The sequence below is a fragment of the Thermodesulfobacterium sp. genome (assembly GCF_030445475.1).
Lineage (GTDB): Bacteria > Desulfobacterota > Thermodesulfobacteria > Thermodesulfobacteriales > Thermodesulfobacteriaceae > Thermodesulfobacterium > Thermodesulfobacterium commune.
In genome coordinates this window covers 172,271-193,525 of sequence record NZ_JASUTP010000001.1, presented here as the reverse complement: position 1 = coordinate 193,525, position 21,255 = coordinate 172,271, and the positions used below count along the sequence as shown (strand labels likewise).

Genomic DNA, 21,255 nt, shown 5'->3' with positions numbered 1-21,255 from the left:
TTTAAAAGGGTTTTTTTTAAATTTATAAAACTTTTGGTTTAAAAAATCAAGGGTTAATGAGGTAATTTTTCTATGTTGGATTCTCCTGTGTTTTCTATATTAGCGTTGTTTTCTAAAGGTTTAAGCACAAAGAGCAGTTGGCCTTCTTCTACCATCTGGTTAAGCCTTACACAAATTTCTACGATTTGAGCATCAAAAGGTGCTAACACAGGGTTTTCCATTTTCATCGATTCTAAGTTAGCGATTTCCTCTCCTTTATGCACGATGTCTCCAACCTTAAGGGTGCCTCTTTTTGGATTGCCTATTCTCCAAACTGTTCCGCTAATAGGAGCACCTATTTCATTAGGTCTTACTGCTTTTCTCACCTCTTCTTTTTTAGCTCTTGGTGTTTTCACTTCAAAAACCCTGGTCTTGTTGTTTACTTTTAATACTACATGGATGATCCCGTCGTTTTCTACACCTATGGACACTAATTCTATACAGTAAGGTTTACCTTCATAGATAAACTCTACCTTATCTCCTGGTTTTTTAAGGCCCTCTCTCCAGACTTTGGTGGGAAGGTATAAAGGGGCATCTCCATATTTTTCTCTAAATTTTATGAAATCTAAGGCATCCTTAGGATGCATAAGGTACAGGATAAACTCTTCTTCTGTGGCCTTTCTTCCGAGCTCCTCTTCCAGTTTTCTTCTTAAAGCGGTTAGATCTTCATCAGGAATAGCCTCTACAGGGGAGGACTCCTTTCTTTCTTTTATTTTATTTTCCCACTCGTCTCCAAAGGTGCTCTGATATACCCAGTCAGCTGGCCATCCTACAGGCATCCTCCCGTAATGACCAAGGATGAGATTTTTAAAATCTCCAGGTGCGTTTTTGAAAAGTTGTAAAAGCTCTTCCTGTTCCCAGGGTTCCATGGCAGAAAAATCCTGATTTTTCTCTTCTACGAATTTCTTTAGAAGTTTGATGACATGTTTAACCCCTTCTTCTCCCTGTTCTTTGGCATATCTGTTGACTATACCACTACAGGTTACCCAGGTTATTTGGGAGCCAGGGGTTACGTCAAAGTATTTTACTATTTGGTTGTATAAAGACATTACTTGAAGGATGTAAGGCATTAGATGAAGAAACCCGCCTTTTTCTGCCTGTTCAAAAGAACTGGGAAAGGCACCTCCTGGCATTTTATGTTTGGTAACCATATGGTCAAAACCTTTAAAAGGAGACTCAGCCCAGTCATAGTCTCTGATCCATTCTCTAACCTTTTCTACTGCCTGTTCTGCAGCTTTTCTGTTAAGATGTACTGGGATTCCTTCTTCTCTAAATATAGCTTCTACGGCCAAGATAGGGGAATGTCCATAAAACCTGACCAGGGTATCTTCTTCTACGTCTATGATCTTAGCTCCTGCTTTGGCAGCTGCTAACAGCACAGGGATGGCAAGTCCATCGGTGATGTGACGATGGTAGTTGATCACCAAATCAGGATATTTTTGTTTGATGCTATCTATCAATTCAGTAACCGAAGATACCGTTCCTACACCAGCCATATCTTTGATACAAAGAACTATTTCGTCTACCCCACCACAGAGATCTACTATTTCGTCAACCACTTTTAGGTAATATTTGGTGTCAAACCAAGGGGCAACGGTATAAGAGATGGCAGGTTCAAAAAGTCTTCCTCTTTTCATCACCACTTCAGCTACAGGGCGCATGTTTCTTATGTCGTTTAAAAAAGAGAAACATCTCCAGACATCTATGTCTACCACTTCTACTACATACTCTATGACGTTTTTAGGGTATGGTCGATAACCCCACATGTTAGTTTCTCGTATAAGGGTTTGTAAAAGTACGTTAGGCATGAGCTCTCTTAAAATTGCTATCTCTTCGAAGGGACTTTCTCTTCGATTCATAATTCCTACGTGCCATCTCGCCCCTCCATGACATTCGGCTGCAAAGAGTCCCATCTCATTATAATAAGGGGCAAGGGTTTTTAAATCGTAAATCCTTAGTCTGTTTTTATAATCTGACTGACCTGCATCTCTCATACCAACCGAAACAAAACATACGCCAGGGAGTTCTCTTACTTTTTGTACTATTTCTCTTGGGCTCATACCTGGTTTTACAAAAATATAGTTCATCTTTCCCCTCCATGGTTTGAGGTATATTTTTTACATCCAGTCTTGGGGTCCTAAGGCTGAGATTTCAGCTATATATTTAGCTATCTTTAAGACCTCATCATCTGCAGTTTTTTCTTTTACCATAGAAAGAAGCTCTTCATGATGTTCCTCTATAAACCTGGTAGAAAACTTACCTTCTATAAAATCAGGATGCCTGATAATGCTTAAAAGCAAAGGAGCGATGGTTTTTATCCCTTCTACCCTTAACCCTCGGCTCAAGGCCCTGTCCATGACTCTAATAGCTTCTGACCTGTCAGCACCAGCTGACATAACCAGCATGATAAGTGAGTCGTAGTAGGGAGGTACCTCAGCCCCTTCATAAACCCCAGAGGCAACCCTTATCCCTGGACCTTGAGGGATTTCAAGTCTGGTTATAGTTCCAAAAGAAGGATTAAAGGTTTTTGGGTCTTCAGCGTTAATTCTTACTTCTATGGCATGTCTGTTGGGAAGTATGTCGTCTTGTTCAAAAGGAAGGGGATGGCCTTCTGCTATAGAAAACATAAGGCTGACCAGGTCAAGACCGGTTATAAGTTCTGTTACCCCATGTTCTACTTGGAGCCTGGTGTTAACCTCAAGAAAATAAAATTTATTGGTCTTGGGATCCAAAAGAAATTCTACTGTTCCTACAGAATGGTATCCTATTTCTCTCATCAACCTTACGGCTGTAAAACATATCTCTTGTCTTAGGTCATCAGATATGCTTGGAGACGGGGCTTCTTCTAAAATTTTTTGGTTTCTTCTCTGTAGAGTACATTCTCTTTCATACAGATGGACTACATGTCCGTATTTGTCTGCACAGACTTGTACTTCTATGTGTCTACCGCTTCGAATGTACTTTTCTACTAACAAAGTATCGTCCCCAAAAGCTTTTTTAGCCTCAGACTTTGCTTTTTCAAGAGCTACAGGTAACTCTTCAGCTGTATCTACTCTTACCATTCCCTTTCCACCACCGCCTGAAGCAGCCTTGATCATGATAGGGAAATCTACTTCATCTTCTTGCATCCATCTCAGGATATCTTCTACCGTTTTTACGTTCAAAAGACCAGGGATGGTCGGAACGTTGGCCCTTTGGGCTATTTTTTTGGCCCTGATTTTGTCTCCCATAAGCCTTATAACCTCCGGAGGAGGACCTACCCACACAAGCCCAGCTTGTTCCACCAACTCTGCAAAATCTGCATTCTCTGCCAAAAATCCCCATCCAGGATGGATGGCATCACACTTTTTTTCTAAAGCAACTTTAATGATTTTTTCCATGTTTAAGTAAGAATCGTGAGGAGGGGCTTCTCCGATATGGACTGTTTCATCAGCCAAAAAGACGTGATAGGCTAATCTGTCGGGTGTGCTATAGATAGCCACAGTTTTAATTTTTTTATCTCTGCAGGTATTCATAATCCTGACTGCAGGGACCCCACGATTGGCTATCAAAACTTTGTTGATTTTTTTCATACGCCCTCCAGTTTCTGTTTTTAAATTATTTAGAATTTTAAATTATCTAGAATTAACCTATTTTTGATAAAAATCAATCTTTTCTTTTATAAGATTTTTTGTAGAAACTATATAGTCCTAACAGACGGTCGATGATGATTGAGGCTGCTGAGCGGACAGAGAGATGGTTGTATGGGTCAAGCCTTCCCCAGATAGGCTCTAAGAAATAATCACATTTTGCTAGAAACTCTTCGGTAAGTCCCCAGGCAGTTCCTAAAACAATGACTATAGGTGTTTCCCACAAAAACTTCTGTAGAGTTTCTATAGGAATAGGGGGTTTTTTAGGAGAAGCATCTGTCCCGATCAATAAAGGTTTTTCTCCTTCCTGACGGTGCACTGCATCTAAGGCTTCTTCAAAGGTAGGGAAAATCTTTACTAGTTTAAGGGCCTCTTTACGCAAGGGATTATATTTAGCACCGCCACCTTTCAACCAAAAGTCTAAGAGTTCTTGGGCTAACTCTCTTTGGTCCTCAAGGGGTTGAACTATATAGATCCCTTTTAATCCATAGGTCCTTCCAAGACGTCCCAAATCGTGAAGGTCAATGTTGGCAATGGCTGAAGTAATTACCTCTTTTCTCTTGTTGTAAACCGGATAATGGAGTAAAAAGAGATAGACCCTTTGTTTTTTTAAAAGATTAGCCAGAAACTTTAAATCCTCTTGAGAAAGCTGAGTTTGTCTTAAAAGGTGAGGACGTTTTTTGAGGGTTAATTCTAAGGATTTTTGTCTTCTATAGACCTCTATAGCCATATGGTTTCCGCTTAAAAGAACCTCTGGGACTTTTAACCCCATAAAATCCCTGGGTCTGGTATAACAAGGATATTTTAAAAGTCCTGAAGAAAAAGATTCTTTCTCCACAGAGTCTTTTTTTCCTACTACTCCAGGGATTAGTCTGGCTATACACTCAATTAGGACTAGACTTGCTACTTCCCCCCCAAAAACCACATAATCTCCTATAGATACTTCTTGGTTTACTAAGGTTTCTTTTATTCTTTCATCTATTCCTTCATACCTTCCGCAAATAAGGATAAGATGTTGTTTTTGAGAAAGCTCTTCTGCTATTTTTTGATTTAACACCTCTCCTTGAGGGGAGAGATAGACCACCCAAGGGCTTTCACTTTTTTGTTTAAGAAATGTTATTGCTCGGTAGAGAGGTTCAGGTTTAAGAACCATCCCCTCTCCACCACCAAAAGGTTCATCATCAACCACACGGTGTTTGTCCTGACAAAAATCCCTTAAATTGACAAGATTAATCTCTAAAAGACCTTTTTGTAAAGCCTTTCCTAAAAGCCCAACTTTTAATGGACTTTCAAAGTATTCAGGGAAAATGGTGATAATATCTATCTGCATGGGTTTAAATCTTAGGGTTTTTGAACTTCTACAAGGCCTTCTAAGTTTTGGACTATGATGGTTCGAGAAGAAAAATCCATCTCCACAACGTATTCTTCTACCATAGGGACATAGAACTCAAATCCTTCTGGAGTTTTTATCAATAGAAGGTCATACTCCCCCATCGGCATGACCTCTTTAACCTTACCCCAAATTTTACCAAAAGGATCTTTAATACAAAAACCCTCTATTTGGTGATAGTAAAATTCATCTTCCAAAGGCTCAGGAAGTTCTTCTAAACTTAAGTAAAGTTTTTGGTTAACAAGACTTTGAGCTTTTTCATAGTCTAAGTCTTTAAATTTAAAAATGAGCACGTTAAACCCAGGCCCTTTTTTAACAGACTCAACCACCAATTCTTCCGAAGAATTAGGAGAAAGATAGAATTTTTTTGTTTGAAAAAGAAGCTCAAAAGAAGAGACCAAGGGAGAGACTTTAACCTCTCCCTTAAGTCCATGGGTGCTTAAGATTTTGGCAACAGGAACCTTCACTATTCTATGATTTCTAATACAACTCTTTTACGAAGTTTACTTCCTGCAGCCCCTAAGATGGTTCTAATAGCTTTAGCCGTACGCCCTTCTTTACCTATGATTTTACCAAGGTCTTCCTTGGCAACCTTAAGCTCGATTACAGAAGTTTGCTCTCCTTCGATTTCGTTAATCTGTACTGCTTCTGGTTTGTCTACCAGAACCTTAGCAATGCTCTCCACCAAATCTTTAAGTTTGCTCATCTTCTAACCTCCTCTCTACTGGCAGTTTGAGTTTACCCCTTTTGGTCTACTTTAATCCCTATCCTTTTCAGAAGCGCTCTTACCGTTTCTGTAGGTTCAGCACCTCTTTCAAGCCAAGCTTTAACTTTTTCTTCATCTACTTTAAACTCAAAAGGTTGTTTTAAAGGATCGTAATACCCTAAGATATCTAAAAATTTACCATCTCTGGGAGCACGAGAATCTGCTGCTACTACCCTATAAAAAGGTCTTTTCCTTCTACCAAATCTCATAAGTCTAATCCTGACCGGCACTTTTCCTCTACCTCCTTAAAAAAATTTTTAGCCTTAATATTTTACCACCTAATTTATTTTTTACAATCGATTTTAAGCGCCAAACATTCTTCGAAAAACTTGTTGAAGTCTTCCTGGTGTTTTCATTTGTTTCAATAGTTTAAGCATCTCCTCATAGCTTTTTAGAAGCTTGTTTACATCTTGAACTGTAGTTCCGCTACCTTTGGCTATGCGTCTTTTTCTACTTGCATTGATTATTTTCGGATTTTTCCTTTCCTGTTTGGTCATCGAGTTGATGATGGCTTCCATTTTTAAAATCTCTTTTTCATCAAACTCAATCTGACTCATTTTTTTCCCTATACCAGGCAAAAATCCCAGTATATCCCTTATAGAACCTAATTTTTTCATCTGTCTTAACTGTTCTCTCAGGTCTTCTAAATCAAACTCAAGTTTTTTAAGTTTTTTTTCTAATTCTTTGGCTTTTTTAAGGTCAAAGGTTTCTTGAGCTTTTTCTATCAAGGTTAAAATGTCTCCCATCCCAAGAATTCTTCCTGCAAGTCTTTCGGGATAAAAAACCTCTAAAGCATCTACTTTTTCTCCTACCCCTAAAAACTTGATGGGACATCCGGTGACTTCTTTTATAGAAAGAGCTGCACCTCCTCTGGCATCCCCTTCCATTTTTGTAAGAATGATGCCTGTTAGCCCTACTTTTTCTTGAAAGGTTTTAGCTACATTCACCGCATCCTGTCCCATCATGGCATCAGCCACAAGTAGTACCTCCGAAGGACTAAAGGCTTTTTTTAACTCTATCAACTCTTCCATAAGGGCTTCGTCTATATGTAGTCTACCGGCGGTGTCTATGATTACCACATCTCTGCCTTCTTTTTTTGCCACTTCTATGGCATGCTGAACGATTTCTAACGGTTTTTCTCCAGGTTGGGCTTCATAGAAGGGGACCTCTATCTTTTGTGCAAGTACTTTAAGCTGTTCTATGGCTGCAGGACGATAGATGTCTGCTGAGACCAAAAGGGGATGATGTCCTTTCTTTTTTAGATATCTTGCAAGTTTGGCTGCGGTAGTGGTTTTTCCTGACCCTTGAAGCCCTGCAAGCAAAATTTTAGCAGGTTTGGGGCCGCCTAAATCAAGGCCTTTGGCTTCCCCTCCAAGGGTTTTTACCAACTCCTCATACACAATCTTTACTATTTGCTGAAAGGGAGTTAAACTCTCGGTAACCTCAGAAGAAAGACATCTCTCTTCTACCCTTCCGATAAAATCTTTTACTACTTTGTAGTTTACATCTGCCTCAAGTAAGGCAAGACGGATTTCCCTTAACCCTTTTTTTATTTCGTCTGGGCTAAGTTTTCCTTTATCCTTAAACTTGTTTAAGGCCTCCTCTAACCTTTGACTTAATCCTTCAAGCATTTTTGACTCCCTCTTCAGTTTTTTCGTCTGAGTAAAGTTTAATCATTATTTTCTTTTAGGCAACTATTTTTATCCAGTCCAAAATCTTGGTCCCCCTACGTCAAGATGAATAAACCTCCCAGGATAGTATCCAACCCCTCCGAGACCCAAGCTTAATCCTGCTTTTAACAAATCTTCTAAAGGTGTGTCTTCCAAAAAAAAGTCTACCGCCTTTCCTTCTGTATGCAAACTTTTACTCGCAACCCCAGAAGTAGCTTTTCTTAAAAATTCGTTAGTCTCAGGAGATCTATAGCCTGAGACTAAACATATAGGAGTTTTTGGGTTAACCATTTGACTTACTAAAAATAAAAGGTCAAAAAGTTTAACGTCTATAGGGTAAACCTCACCTTTTCTGTAGTCTCTAAAAATATAGAAAAGTAAAGAGATTCCATCTCCTAAATATTCTCCGTTAGCCCAGTAAGTTGCTTCTACTTTTTCTTCTGTGTGTAGGTTGTAGATTTTAAGCGTCCTCTCAGGAAAACTCAATAAACTTCCAAAAGATAAAACAGGTTTGGCTAAAACCAACCCTATAGCTTTAAGAAAGACCCTTCGGGTAAACATTTTTAGGTTTATTTTAAGTTTAGGAGCTTTGCTATCTTTTGGTCGTAACCGTAGAGGTCTTCAAGATAGTAGATATAAGGTTTTTTTACTACTGTAGTAAAATAAACAAGATAAACAGGAATAGGGGAATTAATGGAGATATAGATGGTTTTATCTGATTGTAAAGCCTTTATCAGCCTTTTTTCATCCCAACCGTTAGTATAACCATTAGCTACCAAAAACCTGGCTAATTCAACCGCATTTTTAACCCTTACGCATCCTGAACTAAAGTCCCTCTTAGCATATCTAAAAAGATGTTTTTTAGGGGTATCATGTAGGTAAACGTCAAAAGGGTTGGGGAACTGAATTTTAACCTTTCCTAAGGCATTTCCGTTCCCCGGAGGTTGGACCAGTCTAAAAGGTAAATGAGGACGTTTGTAGTTTTCCCAGTTTATACTAAACGGACTTATTTCCGTGTTGTTGGCATAGACTTTTACCCCCTGTTTTAAAAGATATCCAGGGTCTTTGGTAATTTTAGGAAAGAAATCTTTTAGATAGACATTAGGGGGGATGTTCCAGGGAGGATTTATTACTAAATGGGTCATTTTACTGTAAAGTAGAGGGGTGGGCCTAAAATCCTTAGGGCTACTTTTCCCAACGATAACAGGGCTATAAAAAATCACATTACCCTGTTTTATGATAAAAAGCTCAAAAGAGGGTATGTTTACCCAAACGTATAGGTCTTCTGGTTTTTTCTGGGGTAACCATCTAAACTTTTCTAAGTTGATGCTGATTTGAGTCACCCGTTTTTTTGGTAAAAGTTCTAACAACCTTACTGTTTGCTGATCTATAATCCCGGTTGGCTTTAGGTTTTGTCCTTTCTGAAATTTCTGGATAGCTACCTTAAGCTCTTGGTCATAGGTTTGACTTTCTGTAACTGTTTCTAAGTAACCAAGGAGATAAAGCCTCTTCCTAATTTTAGGTATTAGATGGCTTTGGTCTCTCGGTTTTAATTTTTTGTCAAGTTCTATAGGGTCATCTTTGGTTACTTCTATGATTTCTTTATAACGCCTTAAATAATCCTTTAAAATATGATATTCCTCGAACTCTGGGGCTAAGGCTGTAAATAGGTCTTCTAACCTATCTTCTTCTAAAAGCTTGGCTAAAGTGGTTACTACCGTATCCTTTTTAGGGGGAAAGTTCACCATAGAAAAGACTTTGTTAGGATTAACCCTTCCATAATAGGTATGATAGGCAAGTTTAAACAGTGTATCTGTTAGCTTTATCTCTTTTTTCCAAACCTCTTCATTATCTTCATTAAAGTCTACCTGATAGTCTGCAGGGTTTAAACCCTCCCAGGCTGAATTTTCTATTAGTTTTTTAAGCTTTTCTATGTTTTTTTCATTCCAGATGGGTTTACATCCTAACAGCTGGTAAAGGCTGGTTATCTGAGAGGGATAGTTAAGAGAACTTTGGTATTCTGAGAGGGCTCCTGAGGGACATTCTTCAGCACCCTGTATGCTTTTACAGGCATATATAAAAAATACAGAAAAAAACAGGGAAAAAACCAAAACTTTTTTCATACAAAATTTAGTGGTTTTTAACTAAAATTTTTTAGAATTTGGAATATAACATAAAAAGGTTTGTTAGCAAGCAACATTAAACCTTTTAACAAAAGTTATTAAGGTTGGTTTTTGTTTAAGTTTTGGTAAAATGAAATTTTACGGAGATTGCAAGGAGGGAAAAAAGAGGATGGGATATTATCTTGTTACAGGGGCAGCTGGGTTTATAGGATGGAAGGTAAGTGAGTTTTTGTTAAGGGAAGGGGAAAAGGTATTAGGGGTGGATAACCTTAATGCGGCCTATGATGTTAAGCTAAAGGAATGGAGGCTTTTTCAGTTAAAACGTTTTGATACCTTTAAATTTCACAAGCTTGATCTGGCTAACTTTGAGGCACTCAGGTTGTTGTTTGAAAACTATAACATCAAGGCAGTTATTCATCTTGCAGCAAGAGCAGGGGTGAGAGCAAGCTTAGTTGACCCTTGGGTTTATGTAGAAAGCAACGTAAAAGCAACGTTAAACCTTCTTGAGGCTATGAAGGATTTTCAAGTCAACAAGATGGTTTTAGCCTCTACCTCTTCCCTTTATGCAGGCCTTAATCCTCCTTTTGATGAAGAATTAAAGGTAAATAAACCTTTATCTCCCTATGCCGCTACCAAGGGTTCTGCAGAACTTTTGGCTTATACCTACCATCATCTTTATGGGCTTGATATAACGGTTACCAGATATTTTACGGTTTATGGACCTGCAGGAAGGCCAGACATGAGTATTTTTAGGTTTATAAAGTGGATCTACGAGGGAAAGCCTATAGTGGTTTATGGAGATGGCACCCAGGCAAGAGATTTTACCTATATAGATGATATCGCTAAGGGAACGCTTCTTGCTTTGAAACCCTTAGGTTATGAAATCATCAATCTTGGTGGAGGAAGGAACCCAATTTCTATCAACCAAATCATCAGCCTTCTTGAAGGTTTGCTTGGGAAAAAAGCCAAGGTAGAGTATCGACCTTTTCATAAGGCAGACATGAAGATTACCTGGGCTGAGATAGGTAAGGCCAAAAGACTTTTAGGCTGGGAACCTGAAGTTTCTATAGAAGAGGGGCTTAAAAAAACAGTTGACTGGAGCCTTGAAAACATAGAACTTGTAAAGGCGGTAAACCTTGATACAGAATAACCTAAAAACCCTTGTTTTTTTTGCCCGGACTTTGTCAGAAAAAGGTTTGGTAGTAGGGTCTGAAGGTAATTTTTCTGTAAGAACTAAGTATGGTTTTTGGATCACCCCTTCTGGAAGATTAAAACAAGGATTAAGTGAAAGGGATTTTGTTTTTGTAGGTTGGGACAAGAGCTTTATCAACGGAAGACCCTCTTCTGAATGGGGGATGCATTTTTTGGTCTACGAAAAAAATCCTCAGGCTAACTCGGTGATACATACTCACCCCCTTTATACTTTACGTTTGTTTTCAACGGATTTTGATTTTAATGAGTTTAGCCTTAAAGAGGCAGAAATTTTGTTAAAAAACATAGCAAAAGTTCCTTTTTTACCTCCTGGATCTCAGGAACTCTGGGAGAGGGTTGGAGAGGCTTCGTTGACAAGTAAGGTGATTTTTTTGCAAGGTCATGGATTGGTTACCTGGGGAGAAACGATAGAAGAGGCGGTAAGCTTAACTGAAATCTTAGAGAAACTTTCTAAGTTTGAGTTGCTAAAAAATACGAGATAAAGGGGGAAGGTTATGGAAAGGATAAGGTCACAACTTTTTTATAAAAAAGCTTTAGAGGTTATACCTGGAGGGGTAAACAGCCCTGTTAGGGCTTGTAAAGCGGTAAAGTCAGACCCTGTGTTTTTTGAAAGAGGAGAGGGTGCTTATTTGATAGACGTAGATGGCAATAGATATATAGATTATGTATGTTCCTGGGGTCCTCTTATTTTAGGCCATGCCCATCCAGAGGTAATCGCCGGGGTTTATTTTGCTTCTAAAAGAGGCACAAGCTTTGGTGCACCTACCTGGCAAGAGGTTGAACTTGCGGAGCTTATAAAAAATGCAGTTCCTTCTATCGAAAAAATTCGTCTGGTTAACTCAGGAACCGAAGCCACGATGAGTGCCATAAGGCTTGCCAGAGCCTATACCAACCGTAAAAAAATCATCAAATTTGAGGGATGTTACCATGGGCATGTAGACGCTTTATTGGTAAAAGCTGGTTCAGGTTTGGCTACCTTTGGGATACCTGCAAGCCCAGGGGTTCCTGAAGAACTTACGGCTCATACCTTAAACCTTCCGTTTAACGATTTCGAAAAGGTAAAAGAGGCCTTTGAAAAGTTTGGAGAAGAGATAGCCGCGGTGATAGTAGAACCAGTGCCAGCTAACATGGGGGTTATTCCTCCTAAGGAGGGTTTTCTTAAGTTTTTAAGAGAAATAACCCAGCAGTATGGATCCCTTCTGATTTTTGATGAGGTAATTACAGGTTTCAGGTTAGGGGTGGGAGGAGCTCAAGAAGCCTATGGGGTAATCCCAGACCTTACCTGTTTAGGAAAGATAATAGGAGGAGGGCTTCCGGTAGGTGCTTATGGAGGTAAAGCTGAAATTATGAACTTAGTTGCTCCTGAGGGACCTGTGTATCAAGCAGGTACCCTTTCTGGAAATCCTATAGCTGTGGCCGCAGGTCTTGCTACCTTAAAGGAATTACTAAAACCAGGGACTTATGAGAGACTTAATCTGATGGCAGAACTTTTAGAAAAGGGAATAAGAGAGGCTTTAGAAGACCTTGGTCTTAACTATCGTTTACATCGAGTTGGGTCTATGCTTACCCTCTTTTTTACCGAGAAAGAGGTGGTTGATTTTGAAACAGCGTTGAGTTGCGATACTGATCTTTTCGCAGAGTTCTGGCAAAGGATGTTAGAAAAGGGGGTTTACCTTCCTCCTTCCCAGTTTGAGGCTTGGTTTGTGTCTTTAGCCCATAAGGAAAAAGAGATAGAAAAAACCGTTGAGGCGGTGTATAAGGTGCTAAAAAAGCTTAGAAAAGATTAAAGAATAAGGGTAGCATCTCCATAAGAATAGAAACGATATTTTTGAGCTATGGCCTCTTGATAGGCTTTTAAAATAAGGTCCCTTCCGGCAAAGGCGCAAACTAAAAGAAGTAAAGAAGACTTAGGGAGGTGGAAATTGGTAATCATCGCAGAAACTACCTGAAAGGTAAAACCAGGATAGATGTAAAGGTCGCAAAGACCTTTATAAGGTATAAAACCTTTTTGAGCGATAAATTCTAAGGTTCTAACTGTGGTTGTACCTACCGCAAAAATCCTTCTTTTTTCTTTCAAAGCCTTTTTTATTTCTTCTATCACCTCAGACTCTACCTCTATGTATTCTGGCTCTACCCGGTGTTTTCTTATGTCTTGAACTTTTATCGGGGCAAAGGTACCATAACCTACATGAAGGGTAATAAAGTTTATGCTGACCCCCTTTTGTTTAAGGAGGTCAAGTAGATAAGAGTCAAAATGAAACCCTGCGGTAGGGGCTGCGATAGACCCTTCTTTTTGTGCATAAACCGTTTGATATCGCAATAAGTCTAATTCTTCTGGTTCTCTTTTGATGTAAGGAGGAAGAGGAGCTTTACCGTGTTTATAAATCAAGATTTCTAAAGGCTGGTTGGCTTTAAGTTCAACTAAAAATCTACCCCCTTCTAACGATTCTAACACTTTTATGGTAATTTCATTAGCCATGATTTCTGTGCCTTTTCTTATTCTTTTACCTTTGATAAGGGCTAAGGTTTGAAAAGACAACCCTTGAGGTTTTTGAAAAAGAAGGAGTTCGACCTCCCCTCCAGTAGGCTTTATACCTTTAAGCCTTGCAGGAAAAACTTTGGTATTATTAAGGACTAAAAGGTCTCCTTTTTGAAAATACCTTTCTATTTCAGCAAAGGTTTGGTGAAAAAAAAGTTTCTGGGTTTTTCTGTCTATAACTAAGAGGTGAGAGCTTTTTCGGTCTTCTACAGGAAAATAGGCTATCAGCTCTTCAGGAAGAGGATAATCATAATAATCTAGTCTAAATTCTTTAGGAATGACACTCATTTAAAGATAGAGAGCAGGAACCATTTCAGGGGCTAAAAGGTCTTCTATAGTTTCTCTTCTTCTTATCACAAAGAAATGGTCTCCGTCTACCAAAACCTCCGGGACTCTTGGCCTTGAATTATAGTTAGAACTCATCACAAAACCATAGGCTCCAGCACTCATGATAGCAAGTAAGTCCCCTCTTTTAACCCTTGGTATTTTTCGATCTTTAGCAAAAAAATCACTACTTTCACAGATTGGACCTACGATGTCTACCACCACTTCTTCCTCGTTTTTTTCTTCTACCGTAATGATTTTATGGTAGGCTTGATAAAAAGCAGGCCTTATCAAGTCGTTCATTCCCGCATCCACGATAACAAATTTTTTTTCAAGGTTTTCTTTGTTGTAAAGCACTTTGGTCACCAGTATACCTGCGTTACCCACAATCACCCTACCAGGTTCTAAAATAAGGGTGGCTTTAAGGTCTTGAGCTTCTTTTATGATGGCTTCAGCGTATTCTTCTGGTAAAGGTGGTTCTTCGTTGTTATAGATAATACCAAGGCCACCACCTAAGTCTAAATATTTAAGCTCTATACCTAAAGAGGTAATTTCCTCCCAGATCTTTTTTAGCCGGTAGAGAGCATCTTTAAAAGGAGAAATAGAGGTTATCTGAGAGCCGATATGGGCGTCAAGTCCTATAGGTTTTAAAAAGGGATGGTCTTTGGCTTTTTTATAGGCTTCAACCACCAATTCTTCAGGAATACCAAACTTGTTTTTCTTAAGACCTGTTGAGATGTAAGGATGGGTCTGTGGGTCCACATCTGGATTGACTCTTAAGGCAAAAGGAGCCGGTTTACCTAATTTTCGGGCAACCTCACCCAAAACCTCAAGCTCCTCTAAGCTTTCAACATTAAACATAAGAATCCCTGCTGAAAGAGCCATTTCCATTTCTTTTTCAGTCTTTCCTACACCAGAAAAAACAATTTTCTGAGGAGGGATACCTGCTTTTAAGGCTCTCTGAAGCTCTCCGCCTGAGACTATGTCAGCCCCTGAGCCTAAACTTCTTAACAGAGAAAGTATGGCTACGTTAGAGTTGGCTTTAACTGAATAGCAGATAATATGGTCTACAGGAAGAAAGGAATTTTCAAACACCTTAAAGTGCCTTTTGATCGTACTGGCAGAATATATGTAAACCGGAGTGCCTAACTCTTCTACGATCTTTTTCACAGGAACTTCTTCACAAAAAAGTTCTCCGTTTTTATATCCAAAATAATGCATCCTTACTCCCCTCGTTATTTTAGAATTTTTTTAAATATACATAAAACCCTGCTTTTGTCAATGCTTAGAGGACTCCCCTAATTTGCCGATAAAAATTTATATTCTTTTATGTTTTACCTATTTTCCAATCTGTCTACACGATTCCTAAACTAAAACTAAGAGGATTTCGTTATGCCACAAAATTCTCTTAACTTCACAATACTTAGAACTAACGAAAACCTAACCTCTCGTTCAGGATTTTTTGTTGATGCCTTTATCTGGTTCAAACAGAGGTTACAAGGATTTACTGCCATGGTATTACAGGAGGAGAAGAATAGAGCCGGTTAAATGGGTTGGTGTGGAAGGTGGGGTTAGTAGAGTTTATAATATGGGGAGGTTAAGAGAGGATATGGGAGCAATATGTTTAGAATCAGGGGAAAAAGATTGAGAGGAGTGGGTACAGGTAGAAAATGGAATAGATTTTATATGGAAAATGGGGAAGAACTATAGAAAGTAACTAAGGAATATGATTTTTAAGTTTAAAGATTACGGAAAGATTTTTTATTTTATTCTCTATCGGCAAATTTGGGTAAGATAAAAAACGTTGCTTGAACGGTTAATTCGTGGTAGAATTTCTTAATATAATATAATATCATTAGTATAGGGAATTTTTATGGAAACAGCGGTAATAGATGGTGTAACCCTTTATCTTAGCCATCCTGATGAGCTTGACATTCCAGTTTATGAAAGAAAAGGTATTTTAGACCAAATACTTGCTTGCTGGCTAACCGTAGATGAAAAGGACTTGCCTCTTACCCCTAGGTTAGTAGGTAAACCAGGGGTAGGGAAGACAACCCTTGCTTATTTAGCTGCTAAAAAACTTAACAAGCCGGTCTATATTTTTCAGGCTACGGTAGACACAAGACCAGAAGACCTTATCGTTACCCCTGTTATTTCAGAGGACAAAAAGATAAGATATATGGCAAGCCCCATCGTTTCTGCGATGATTAAAGGTGGAGTGGCTATTATCGATGAAGCAAACAGGATGAGCGAAAAATCTTGGGCCTCTTTAGCCCCTCTTCTTGATAGTAGAAGGTACGTAGAGTCTGTGGTTGCAGGGATTAAGATAAAGGCTCATAAAGAATTTAGGCTATGTGTTACGATGAACGAAGATGCCTCTACCTTTGAGCTTCCAGAATATATCCAATCAAGGCTTCAACCTCAAATTTTTATAGATTTTCCTGAAGCTGAAGAGGAAAGATATATCCTTAAAACTAACCTTCCTTGGCTGGATGAGACCACGGTAAATTATATCGTAGATTTTCTTCAGATAACCCATCAATACGGAGAGCCTTACAGCGTAAGAGATGGGGTAAACATAGGAAGGTATGTAGCTAAGAAATTGATTTTTTTAAACCAAACCTCTCCTGCTACTCAGATAGCTGTTTTAGAGGTTTTAAAAGAGGCTATTTCTCTTATTTTAGGACCACAGGCTCTGGTCTTTTTCAAAGAATTTATCGAAAAAGGTAGAAAGTTTAAAAAGCCTACTCTTTTTCCTTTAGACTGATGCTTAAGGTTGACCTAAAACAGGGGAAGTTTCCTCTTTTTCTACTACCTTTTTTCCCAGAAAATCTTGAGATTACCCAAGGGATCTCTAAGGAACTTCACCGGTTAAACCCTGAGGCTGTAGCTTTAGTCCTTCCACCTTTTATCAAAGAAAAATGGCTGTCTGCCGTAAAAATCCTTCCTACCATTACTACCTTAGAAATTAACTACCAGGACGGAAGCTTAGAGTACCTTATAGTTTCCCCGTTATGTCCTTTGGTTGAAGCTACCCGTTATGCTTTAGAGTATAAAAAAGACCTTTTTTTTATAGATTTACCCTGCAAAGAAGAAGACTCTGTTGAGATAGATAAATTTCTTTCTCCCTATTTTTTGCCTGCGATGGGTTATCAGACTTATACCCAAACTCTTATTTCTGGTTGGGGTAATCAGGGAGTAATCCCTGAGGTTACGGTGAAAGAGCGTTATATAGCCAATAAAGTGGCTCAACTTGCAAAAGAAGGCTTGGTTGCTGTGGTTTTGCCTTATACCTTTGTTTTAGGGGTGTTAAAGGCTTTAGAAAATCCGGACAACTTGTGTTTTTTTCCACAAAAACAGCATGTAGAAATAAATCTTTATCGTTTACATATCCAAAGTATAAGAGAAATACTATCTGAGCCAGGATTTTTTCAACAGTTTTACGAAGAAAACCGGGAACGTGTCGCAGAAGACCCATCTTTTTGGATAGAGAGAGTTTTTCTTTGGGAAGAGGTTTTAAAAAAGGCCATAACTAAGTTTAAAGACGAAACTGGAACCGAGTTTTCTCCTAAAGATTTAAAGGTATTGGGCCAGTTTCTTAGAAACTATCTTTTGATTAAGGGGGCTTTTTTTCCTGAGCTTTTTGATTTGATCGTTGCTGCAAGAGGGGTAGGAGGAGACGAGTTTGCCTTTTGGGTCTGGGAGATAGCAACAGCTTATGAATTAAAAAAAGAAGGTATAGTTTATCCTGAGATCAAGCTTTCTCCTGAAGAACTAAACCTACCTGTTAAAAGGTTCAGGTTGTTTAGAAAGATAAGAAGTATAAGGGCAGGACTTAGGTTTTTAAAAAAGTTTGCCTCCAGGGAAGAAAGAAAGACCTTTGCTCAAAAATTTTCTGGTAAAACCATCTGTTCTTTTCCACCAGAAGACATAGTGGTTGAAACCTTTGGTAAAAAAGCCTCAGAAAAAGGGCTTAAAGTCATCACAGAAAACCTAAGAAAAATAGAACCATTTATCTCTTCCCTTAAAGATGGGCTTGACATAAGGGAAACCATCAGAAACTGGGTTTTTAAAGAAACCATCTACATAAAAGAAGACCCACAGACCAATGCCAAGATAGGTTCCCTGGTGATCATCTTTGAAGAAGACCCAGACCCTGTTTCAGGAGAAGAAAAGTATCCCTGGAATTTTACCTGGCATGGAGAGCACCATCAGGAGTCTGACATGGCCTTTTATGCTACAGACCCTAAAGAAAAGGTGATAGGTCCAGGAATAGCCAGGGCTAAATATGGAGGTTTTATGTTGACTTACCCCCCAAAAAGGGTTTATGACATCTGGTCAGACCCTCTTTTTTCTCTTGCAGAAAACAAGGCAGAAAGGTTGCTTTTAGCTGGGATAGACTACAGCCTTGAGAAGTATGTTCTTTATATAGCCAAAAAACCTCCTTCAACCTTTGCCAAAAACTGGGCTTACAGACAGGGGAAAAAAGTAATTTTTCTCCCTATAGGGTCTTTTTCTAAAAACCTTTTAGAAAAGATTAGGATCTTTCATGTGCTTGAAGGAGCTCATGTGAGAAAATATGCCCATAAGTTTATCAACAAATAACACCTAAAAATTTTCCAAAAATTTGACATATATGTCAAAAACATGATATAATATTTTTATGAGTTATTTGATAGAAACTCACAATTCGGTGATGAAAGAAGTCTATCAGTTGGCCAAAAAGGTAGCGCCTTCAAATAGTACTGTCCTTATTTTAGGAGAATCAGGCACAGGAAAGGAGGTTCTGGCTAAATACATACATTTTAACAGCAAGCGTCAGGGGCCCTTTGTAGCGATTAATTGTGCTGCCATCCCAGAAGAGTTGCTTGAGGCTGAACTTTTTGGCTATGAAAAAGGGGCTTTTACCGGTGCTATCAAGACCAAACCTGGTAAGTTTGAAATAGCTAACAAAGGGACGCTATTTCTTGATGAAATAGGTGATTTAAGCGCAAAACTTCAGGCAAAACTCTTAAGGGTGCTTCAGGAAAGACAAGTAGAAAGGTTAGGGGGAGAACAGCCTATCAAGGTAGACGTAAGGATTATTGCTGCCACCAACAAGGATTTAGAAAAAGAGGTGGAAGCTGGTAGGTTTAGAGAAGATTTGTTCTACAGACTCAACGTTATCCCTATAAAAATACCTCCTCTCAGAAAAAGAAAAGAAGACATAGTTCTTTTAGCTAATTTTTTTCTTAAAAAGGTGTGCGAAAGAGAAGGGGTTCCGTTAAAAAGATTGTCTGAAAAGACTGTCCAGAGACTTTTAGATTATAGATGGCCAGGTAACGTAAGAGAGCTTGAAAATCTGGTAGAAAGACTGGTAATTTTAACTGATAAAGAGATTATAGAACCTGAAGACCTCTCTTATCCTTTTGGGAGTTCTCTAACTTCTGGAGAGAGTGAGGTTGTCAGAACCCCGGTGTGCTTATCTCCCATCTCTTCAAACCAAGAGGGATTAGCTTTGCCTGACCTTACCGAAGAAGGGATTGATTTGACCAGCCTTATCAAAGAAATCGAGGTTTTTTACCTGAAAAAAGCCTTAGAAAAGGCTTCAGGGGTAAAAACTAAAGCTGCTAAGCTCCTTAAGCTCAACCGAACTACCTTTATAGAAAAACTTAAAAAATATAACTTGGTATAAGTTTTGCTATACACTTGAACGATGTCTAAGGAGTTAAAACTTGTCGGTTTTTTGTTGTTTTTAGTTTTGCTTTGTTTTGTACCTATAGTGTTTTCTCAACCTAAAAAGACTTCAAACGCAACCAATCAAACCCCTTTTTTTAATTTTACCCTTCCTTATCAGCAAAAGGGAGAGGAGTTATTGCAAGAGATAAAAAATGCCTATGCGAGGAAAGAGTATGAAAGGGTGGTTTTTCTTGCTAAAAAAATGCCTAAGCTTTTTTCTTTAAGACCAGAGGAAAATTTGCTTATTGCAGAGAGTGCGTTAAAGGAGGGTTTTTTACAGGAGGCTATAGATTATGCTCAACGGGTAGCTTCTGTGACTAAAGGGCGAAGTGAGGCCTGTAGGGCTGATCTTATTCGATTTAAGGCCATGTTTTTGCTGGGTAAAGGCCCTACGATAGTCAAAAAAGTTAAAGAGTTTCTCGATTCCTATTGTGATGAGGCTCAAAAAAAAGAGGCTAAGGTACTTCTTTATCATTTTAAGCTTTTACCTGAAAAAGAGCTAAAAGAAGTTTCATCTCAAGAGATAAAAAAAATTGTAAAAGAGATCTACAAAACTCAGGTAGTTTATCTTTTGCGTCAAGGGAAGGTGGATAAAGCAAGGGCAAAGGTTTTTTATTACATAAACGTTTATGGAACACCAGAAGAGACCCCAGACCTCGTTTTAAAACTTGCTGAAGCCTACTTTAAAAAGGGCGAAAGAGAAAAGGCCAAAAATTTGTATCAACTTATCATCACCCTTTGGGATAAAGGTATCCCCGGTTTAATATCTAAGTTTAGGCTTTATCAGATAGCCTACGAAAAGGAACCTATTAAAGAACTTTTACCCAAACAAACCAAAGAGGATTTACTCTTCTTTGCTGCTCAGATAAAGGCTAAGATGGCTAAAACCCCTTTGGCTGAAGAGGCCCATTTAGTAGAAATAAGAGTCCTTGCAGACCTAAAAAATTATACACTTTTAAGAAAAAGTTCTTTAGAGTTTTTAAAAACTTTTCCCGAAAGCTCAAACTTAAAGGAGGTTTCTCAGTTTTACTGCACTGCGATTTCTGAGCTTTTTAAAGAAGGGATTAAAGCTCAACGTATCGCTGAGGTTTTATCTTTGGAAAAGGAAGATAGCGAGTACTTAAACCAAGCCAAATGTGGACAACCTTATTATATCTTAGGTGACATGTTTTTAGAGTACAAACTTTTTACCAAGGCTACTTTAGAGTATATCAAGGCTTTCGAAATCGGTGTCCCCTCTGAACTAAAACCTTCTTTACTTTTAAATTTGAGCTTTACCGCTATAGAGACAGGTGAGATAGATACGTTTTCTTCGATTTTTGGGTACCTAATTTCAAGCTACCGAGAAAAAAGTTTAACCAGCTATCCTTTTTATTTTTATCTAAGGACTTTATATGAAAGCAAAAGAAATTTAGGTCAGGCAGAAAAATACCTTTCTCAAGCGCTCTCTTCTAATCTATCAGAGTTTTATAAAAAAAAACTACTTGGGTTTATGTTTTTACAGGCTATTAACAACAAACAGTATGCAAAGGCATGGGCATACCTTCAAAACCCTTATTTTCAACCAGAGCTTAAGGATTATCTAATTCTCCTTTTAGAAAGCTTGGGGAAAGATAACATAACCTTTGAAAGAGCTTTAGGGGTAGCTAAACAAAGGTTTCCTAAGGAACCTAAAATAACTTTGATAGAGATATATTACTTGGAGAAAAAAGGAAAGGTAGGAACAGCGGATAAACTATGGGAAAAATTAGCTGAAGCTTCTGATATAGCAAAAGAACTTGCAGATATTTATAAAAAACAAAAGGAATTAGTAGAGAAGGCCCAAAAGCTGGTTTTTTAGAATAA

Annotated in this window: 19 protein-coding genes; 8 read left to right on the top strand and 11 right to left on the bottom strand. The window is 38.5% G+C overall.

Features of this window, described 5'->3' with window-relative positions; translation table 11 throughout:
- Positions 1-53 precede the first annotated feature (53 nt).
- The 9 genes from PWP26_RS01010 to PWP26_RS00970 form a co-directional block, all read right to left on the bottom strand.
- A complete protein-coding gene (locus PWP26_RS01010; RefSeq protein WP_038063083.1) occupies positions 54-2,126 on the bottom strand; it encodes a biotin/lipoyl-containing protein in 2,073 nt (690 codons plus the stop codon).
- 30 nt (positions 2,127-2,156) lie between these two features.
- Positions 2,157-3,611: an acetyl/propionyl/methylcrotonyl-CoA carboxylase subunit alpha gene (locus tag PWP26_RS01005; protein WP_301398792.1), complete on the bottom strand. Its 1,455-nt coding sequence runs from the start codon at positions 3,609-3,611 to the stop codon at positions 2,157-2,159.
- 73 nt (positions 3,612-3,684) lie between these two features.
- The gene (gene trmD / locus PWP26_RS01000; protein WP_301398791.1) at positions 3,685-4,998 is read right to left on the bottom strand and encodes a tRNA (guanosine(37)-N1)-methyltransferase TrmD; all 1,314 of its coding nucleotides are present in this window, start codon (positions 4,996-4,998) and stop codon (positions 3,685-3,687) included.
- A gap of 11 nt (positions 4,999-5,009) precedes the next feature.
- A complete protein-coding gene (gene rimM, locus PWP26_RS00995; RefSeq protein WP_301398790.1) occupies positions 5,010-5,525 on the bottom strand; it encodes a ribosome maturation factor RimM in 516 nt (171 codons plus the stop codon).
- Positions 5,525-5,764 carry a KH domain-containing protein gene (locus PWP26_RS00990; RefSeq protein WP_028840977.1) on the bottom strand — a complete coding sequence of 80 codons (240 nt, stop codon included), beginning with the start codon at positions 5,762-5,764 and terminating at the stop codon, positions 5,525-5,527. The genes rimM and PWP26_RS00990 overlap by 1 nt, the downstream gene beginning before the upstream one ends.
- A 32-nt stretch (positions 5,765-5,796) precedes the next feature.
- Complete coding sequence (rpsP, locus tag PWP26_RS00985) at positions 5,797-6,054, bottom strand: 30S ribosomal protein S16 (protein ID WP_287567681.1); 258 nt, start codon at positions 6,052-6,054, stop codon at positions 5,797-5,799.
- Between the two features lie 72 nt (positions 6,055-6,126).
- A complete protein-coding gene (ffh, locus tag PWP26_RS00980) occupies positions 6,127-7,455 on the bottom strand; it encodes a signal recognition particle protein (RefSeq protein WP_273019250.1) in 1,329 nt (442 codons plus the stop codon).
- Positions 7,456-7,524: 69 nt separating this feature from the next.
- Positions 7,525-8,055, bottom strand: coding sequence for a DUF882 domain-containing protein (locus tag PWP26_RS00975; protein WP_273019249.1), 531 nt, complete (start codon positions 8,053-8,055; stop codon positions 7,525-7,527).
- 8 nt (positions 8,056-8,063) lie between these two features.
- A complete protein-coding gene (locus PWP26_RS00970) occupies positions 8,064-9,617 on the bottom strand; it encodes a murein L,D-transpeptidase (protein WP_287567679.1) in 1,554 nt (517 codons plus the stop codon).
- A gap of 169 nt (positions 9,618-9,786) precedes the next feature.
- Here PWP26_RS00970 and PWP26_RS00965 point away from each other — a divergent pair, with 169 nt between their 5' ends.
- The 3 genes from PWP26_RS00965 to hemL are packed head-to-tail and all read left to right on the top strand — an operon-like array spanning position 9,787 to position 12,616.
- Entirely contained in the window at positions 9,787-10,767 is a 981-nt protein-coding gene (locus tag PWP26_RS00965) for an NAD-dependent epimerase/dehydratase family protein (protein ID WP_301398789.1), read from the top strand.
- Positions 10,754-11,311 carry a class II aldolase/adducin family protein gene (locus PWP26_RS00960; RefSeq protein WP_301398788.1) on the top strand — a complete coding sequence of 186 codons (558 nt, stop codon included), beginning with the start codon at positions 10,754-10,756 and terminating at the stop codon, positions 11,309-11,311. Before PWP26_RS00965 ends, PWP26_RS00960 begins: the two co-directional genes overlap by 14 nt.
- A 12-nt stretch (positions 11,312-11,323) precedes the next feature.
- The gene (gene hemL / locus PWP26_RS00955; RefSeq protein ID WP_301398787.1) at positions 11,324-12,616 is read left to right on the top strand and encodes a glutamate-1-semialdehyde 2,1-aminomutase; all 1,293 of its coding nucleotides are present in this window, start codon (positions 11,324-11,326) and stop codon (positions 12,614-12,616) included.
- Here the strand turns inward: hemL and queA are convergent.
- Together queA and lysA are read right to left on the bottom strand one after the other, a co-directional pair.
- A complete protein-coding gene (gene queA / locus PWP26_RS00950) occupies positions 12,613-13,656 on the bottom strand; it encodes a tRNA preQ1(34) S-adenosylmethionine ribosyltransferase-isomerase QueA (protein ID WP_038063110.1) in 1,044 nt (347 codons plus the stop codon). The genes hemL and queA overlap by 4 nt on opposite strands.
- Complete coding sequence (gene lysA / locus PWP26_RS00945; protein ID WP_301398786.1) at positions 13,657-14,913, bottom strand: diaminopimelate decarboxylase; 1,257 nt, start codon at positions 14,911-14,913, stop codon at positions 13,657-13,659.
- A gap of 247 nt (positions 14,914-15,160) precedes the next feature.
- On the opposite strand from lysA, the gene PWP26_RS00940 reads away from it, so the two are divergent.
- The 5 genes from PWP26_RS00940 to PWP26_RS00920 all read left to right on the top strand — a co-directional run bounded on the left by PWP26_RS00940 (position 15,161) and on the right by PWP26_RS00920 (position 21,250).
- Positions 15,161-15,340 carry a hypothetical protein gene (locus PWP26_RS00940; protein WP_156095593.1) on the top strand — a complete coding sequence of 60 codons (180 nt, stop codon included), beginning with the start codon at positions 15,161-15,163 and terminating at the stop codon, positions 15,338-15,340.
- 225 nt (positions 15,341-15,565) lie between these two features.
- Positions 15,566-16,459, top strand: a complete 894-nt coding sequence (locus tag PWP26_RS00935; RefSeq protein ID WP_287567671.1) for a MoxR family ATPase — start codon at positions 15,566-15,568, stop codon at positions 16,457-16,459.
- Complete coding sequence (locus PWP26_RS00930; protein WP_301398785.1) at positions 16,459-18,297, top strand: hypothetical protein; 1,839 nt, start codon at positions 16,459-16,461, stop codon at positions 18,295-18,297. Before PWP26_RS00935 ends, PWP26_RS00930 begins: the two co-directional genes overlap by 1 nt.
- A 58-nt stretch (positions 18,298-18,355) precedes the next feature.
- Entirely contained in the window at positions 18,356-19,366 is a 1,011-nt protein-coding gene (locus PWP26_RS00925; RefSeq protein WP_301398784.1) for a sigma-54-dependent Fis family transcriptional regulator, read from the top strand.
- A 21-nt stretch (positions 19,367-19,387) separates the two neighbouring features.
- Positions 19,388-21,250 (top strand): hypothetical protein, encoded by a 1,863-nt coding sequence (locus PWP26_RS00920; protein WP_301398783.1) that lies wholly within the window; start codon positions 19,388-19,390, stop codon positions 21,248-21,250.
- Positions 21,251-21,255 lie beyond the last annotated feature (5 nt).

What these genes read in the sequence shown, in the direction of transcription:
- hemL (WP_301398787.1), top strand. Translation starts at nt 11,324, where the DNA reads ATGGAAAGGATAAGGTCACAACTTTTTTATAAAAAAGCTTTAGAGGTT.
- ffh (WP_273019250.1), bottom strand. Translation starts at nt 7,455, where the DNA reads ATGCTTGAAGGATTAAGTCAAAGGTTAGAGGAGGCCTTAAACAAGTTT.
- trmD (WP_301398791.1), bottom strand. Translation starts at nt 4,998, where the DNA reads ATGCAGATAGATATTATCACCATTTTCCCTGAATACTTTGAAAGTCCA.
- PWP26_RS00975 (WP_273019249.1), bottom strand. Translation starts at nt 8,055, where the DNA reads ATGTTTACCCGAAGGGTCTTTCTTAAAGCTATAGGGTTGGTTTTAGCC.
- PWP26_RS00970 (WP_287567679.1), bottom strand. Translation starts at nt 9,617, where the DNA reads ATGAAAAAAGTTTTGGTTTTTTCCCTGTTTTTTTCTGTATTTTTTATA.
- PWP26_RS01010 (WP_038063083.1), bottom strand. Translation starts at nt 2,126, where the DNA reads ATGAACTATATTTTTGTAAAACCAGGTATGAGCCCAAGAGAAATAGTA.
- lysA (WP_301398786.1), bottom strand. Translation starts at nt 14,913, where the DNA reads ATGCATTATTTTGGATATAAAAACGGAGAACTTTTTTGTGAAGAAGTT.
- queA (WP_038063110.1), bottom strand. Translation starts at nt 13,656, where the DNA reads ATGAGTGTCATTCCTAAAGAATTTAGACTAGATTATTATGATTATCCT.
- PWP26_RS00930 (WP_301398785.1), top strand. Translation starts at nt 16,459, where the DNA reads ATGCTTAAGGTTGACCTAAAACAGGGGAAGTTTCCTCTTTTTCTACTA.
- PWP26_RS00920 (WP_301398783.1), top strand. Translation starts at nt 19,388, where the DNA reads ATGTCTAAGGAGTTAAAACTTGTCGGTTTTTTGTTGTTTTTAGTTTTG.
- PWP26_RS00935 (WP_287567671.1), top strand. Translation starts at nt 15,566, where the DNA reads ATGGAAACAGCGGTAATAGATGGTGTAACCCTTTATCTTAGCCATCCT.
- PWP26_RS00940 (WP_156095593.1), top strand. Translation starts at nt 15,161, where the DNA reads ATGCCTTTATCTGGTTCAAACAGAGGTTACAAGGATTTACTGCCATGG.
- PWP26_RS00925 (WP_301398784.1), top strand. Translation starts at nt 18,356, where the DNA reads ATGAGTTATTTGATAGAAACTCACAATTCGGTGATGAAAGAAGTCTAT.
- PWP26_RS00990 (WP_028840977.1), bottom strand. Translation starts at nt 5,764, where the DNA reads ATGAGCAAACTTAAAGATTTGGTGGAGAGCATTGCTAAGGTTCTGGTA.
- PWP26_RS01005 (WP_301398792.1), bottom strand. Translation starts at nt 3,611, where the DNA reads ATGAAAAAAATCAACAAAGTTTTGATAGCCAATCGTGGGGTCCCTGCA.
- PWP26_RS00965 (WP_301398789.1), top strand. Translation starts at nt 9,787, where the DNA reads ATGGGATATTATCTTGTTACAGGGGCAGCTGGGTTTATAGGATGGAAG.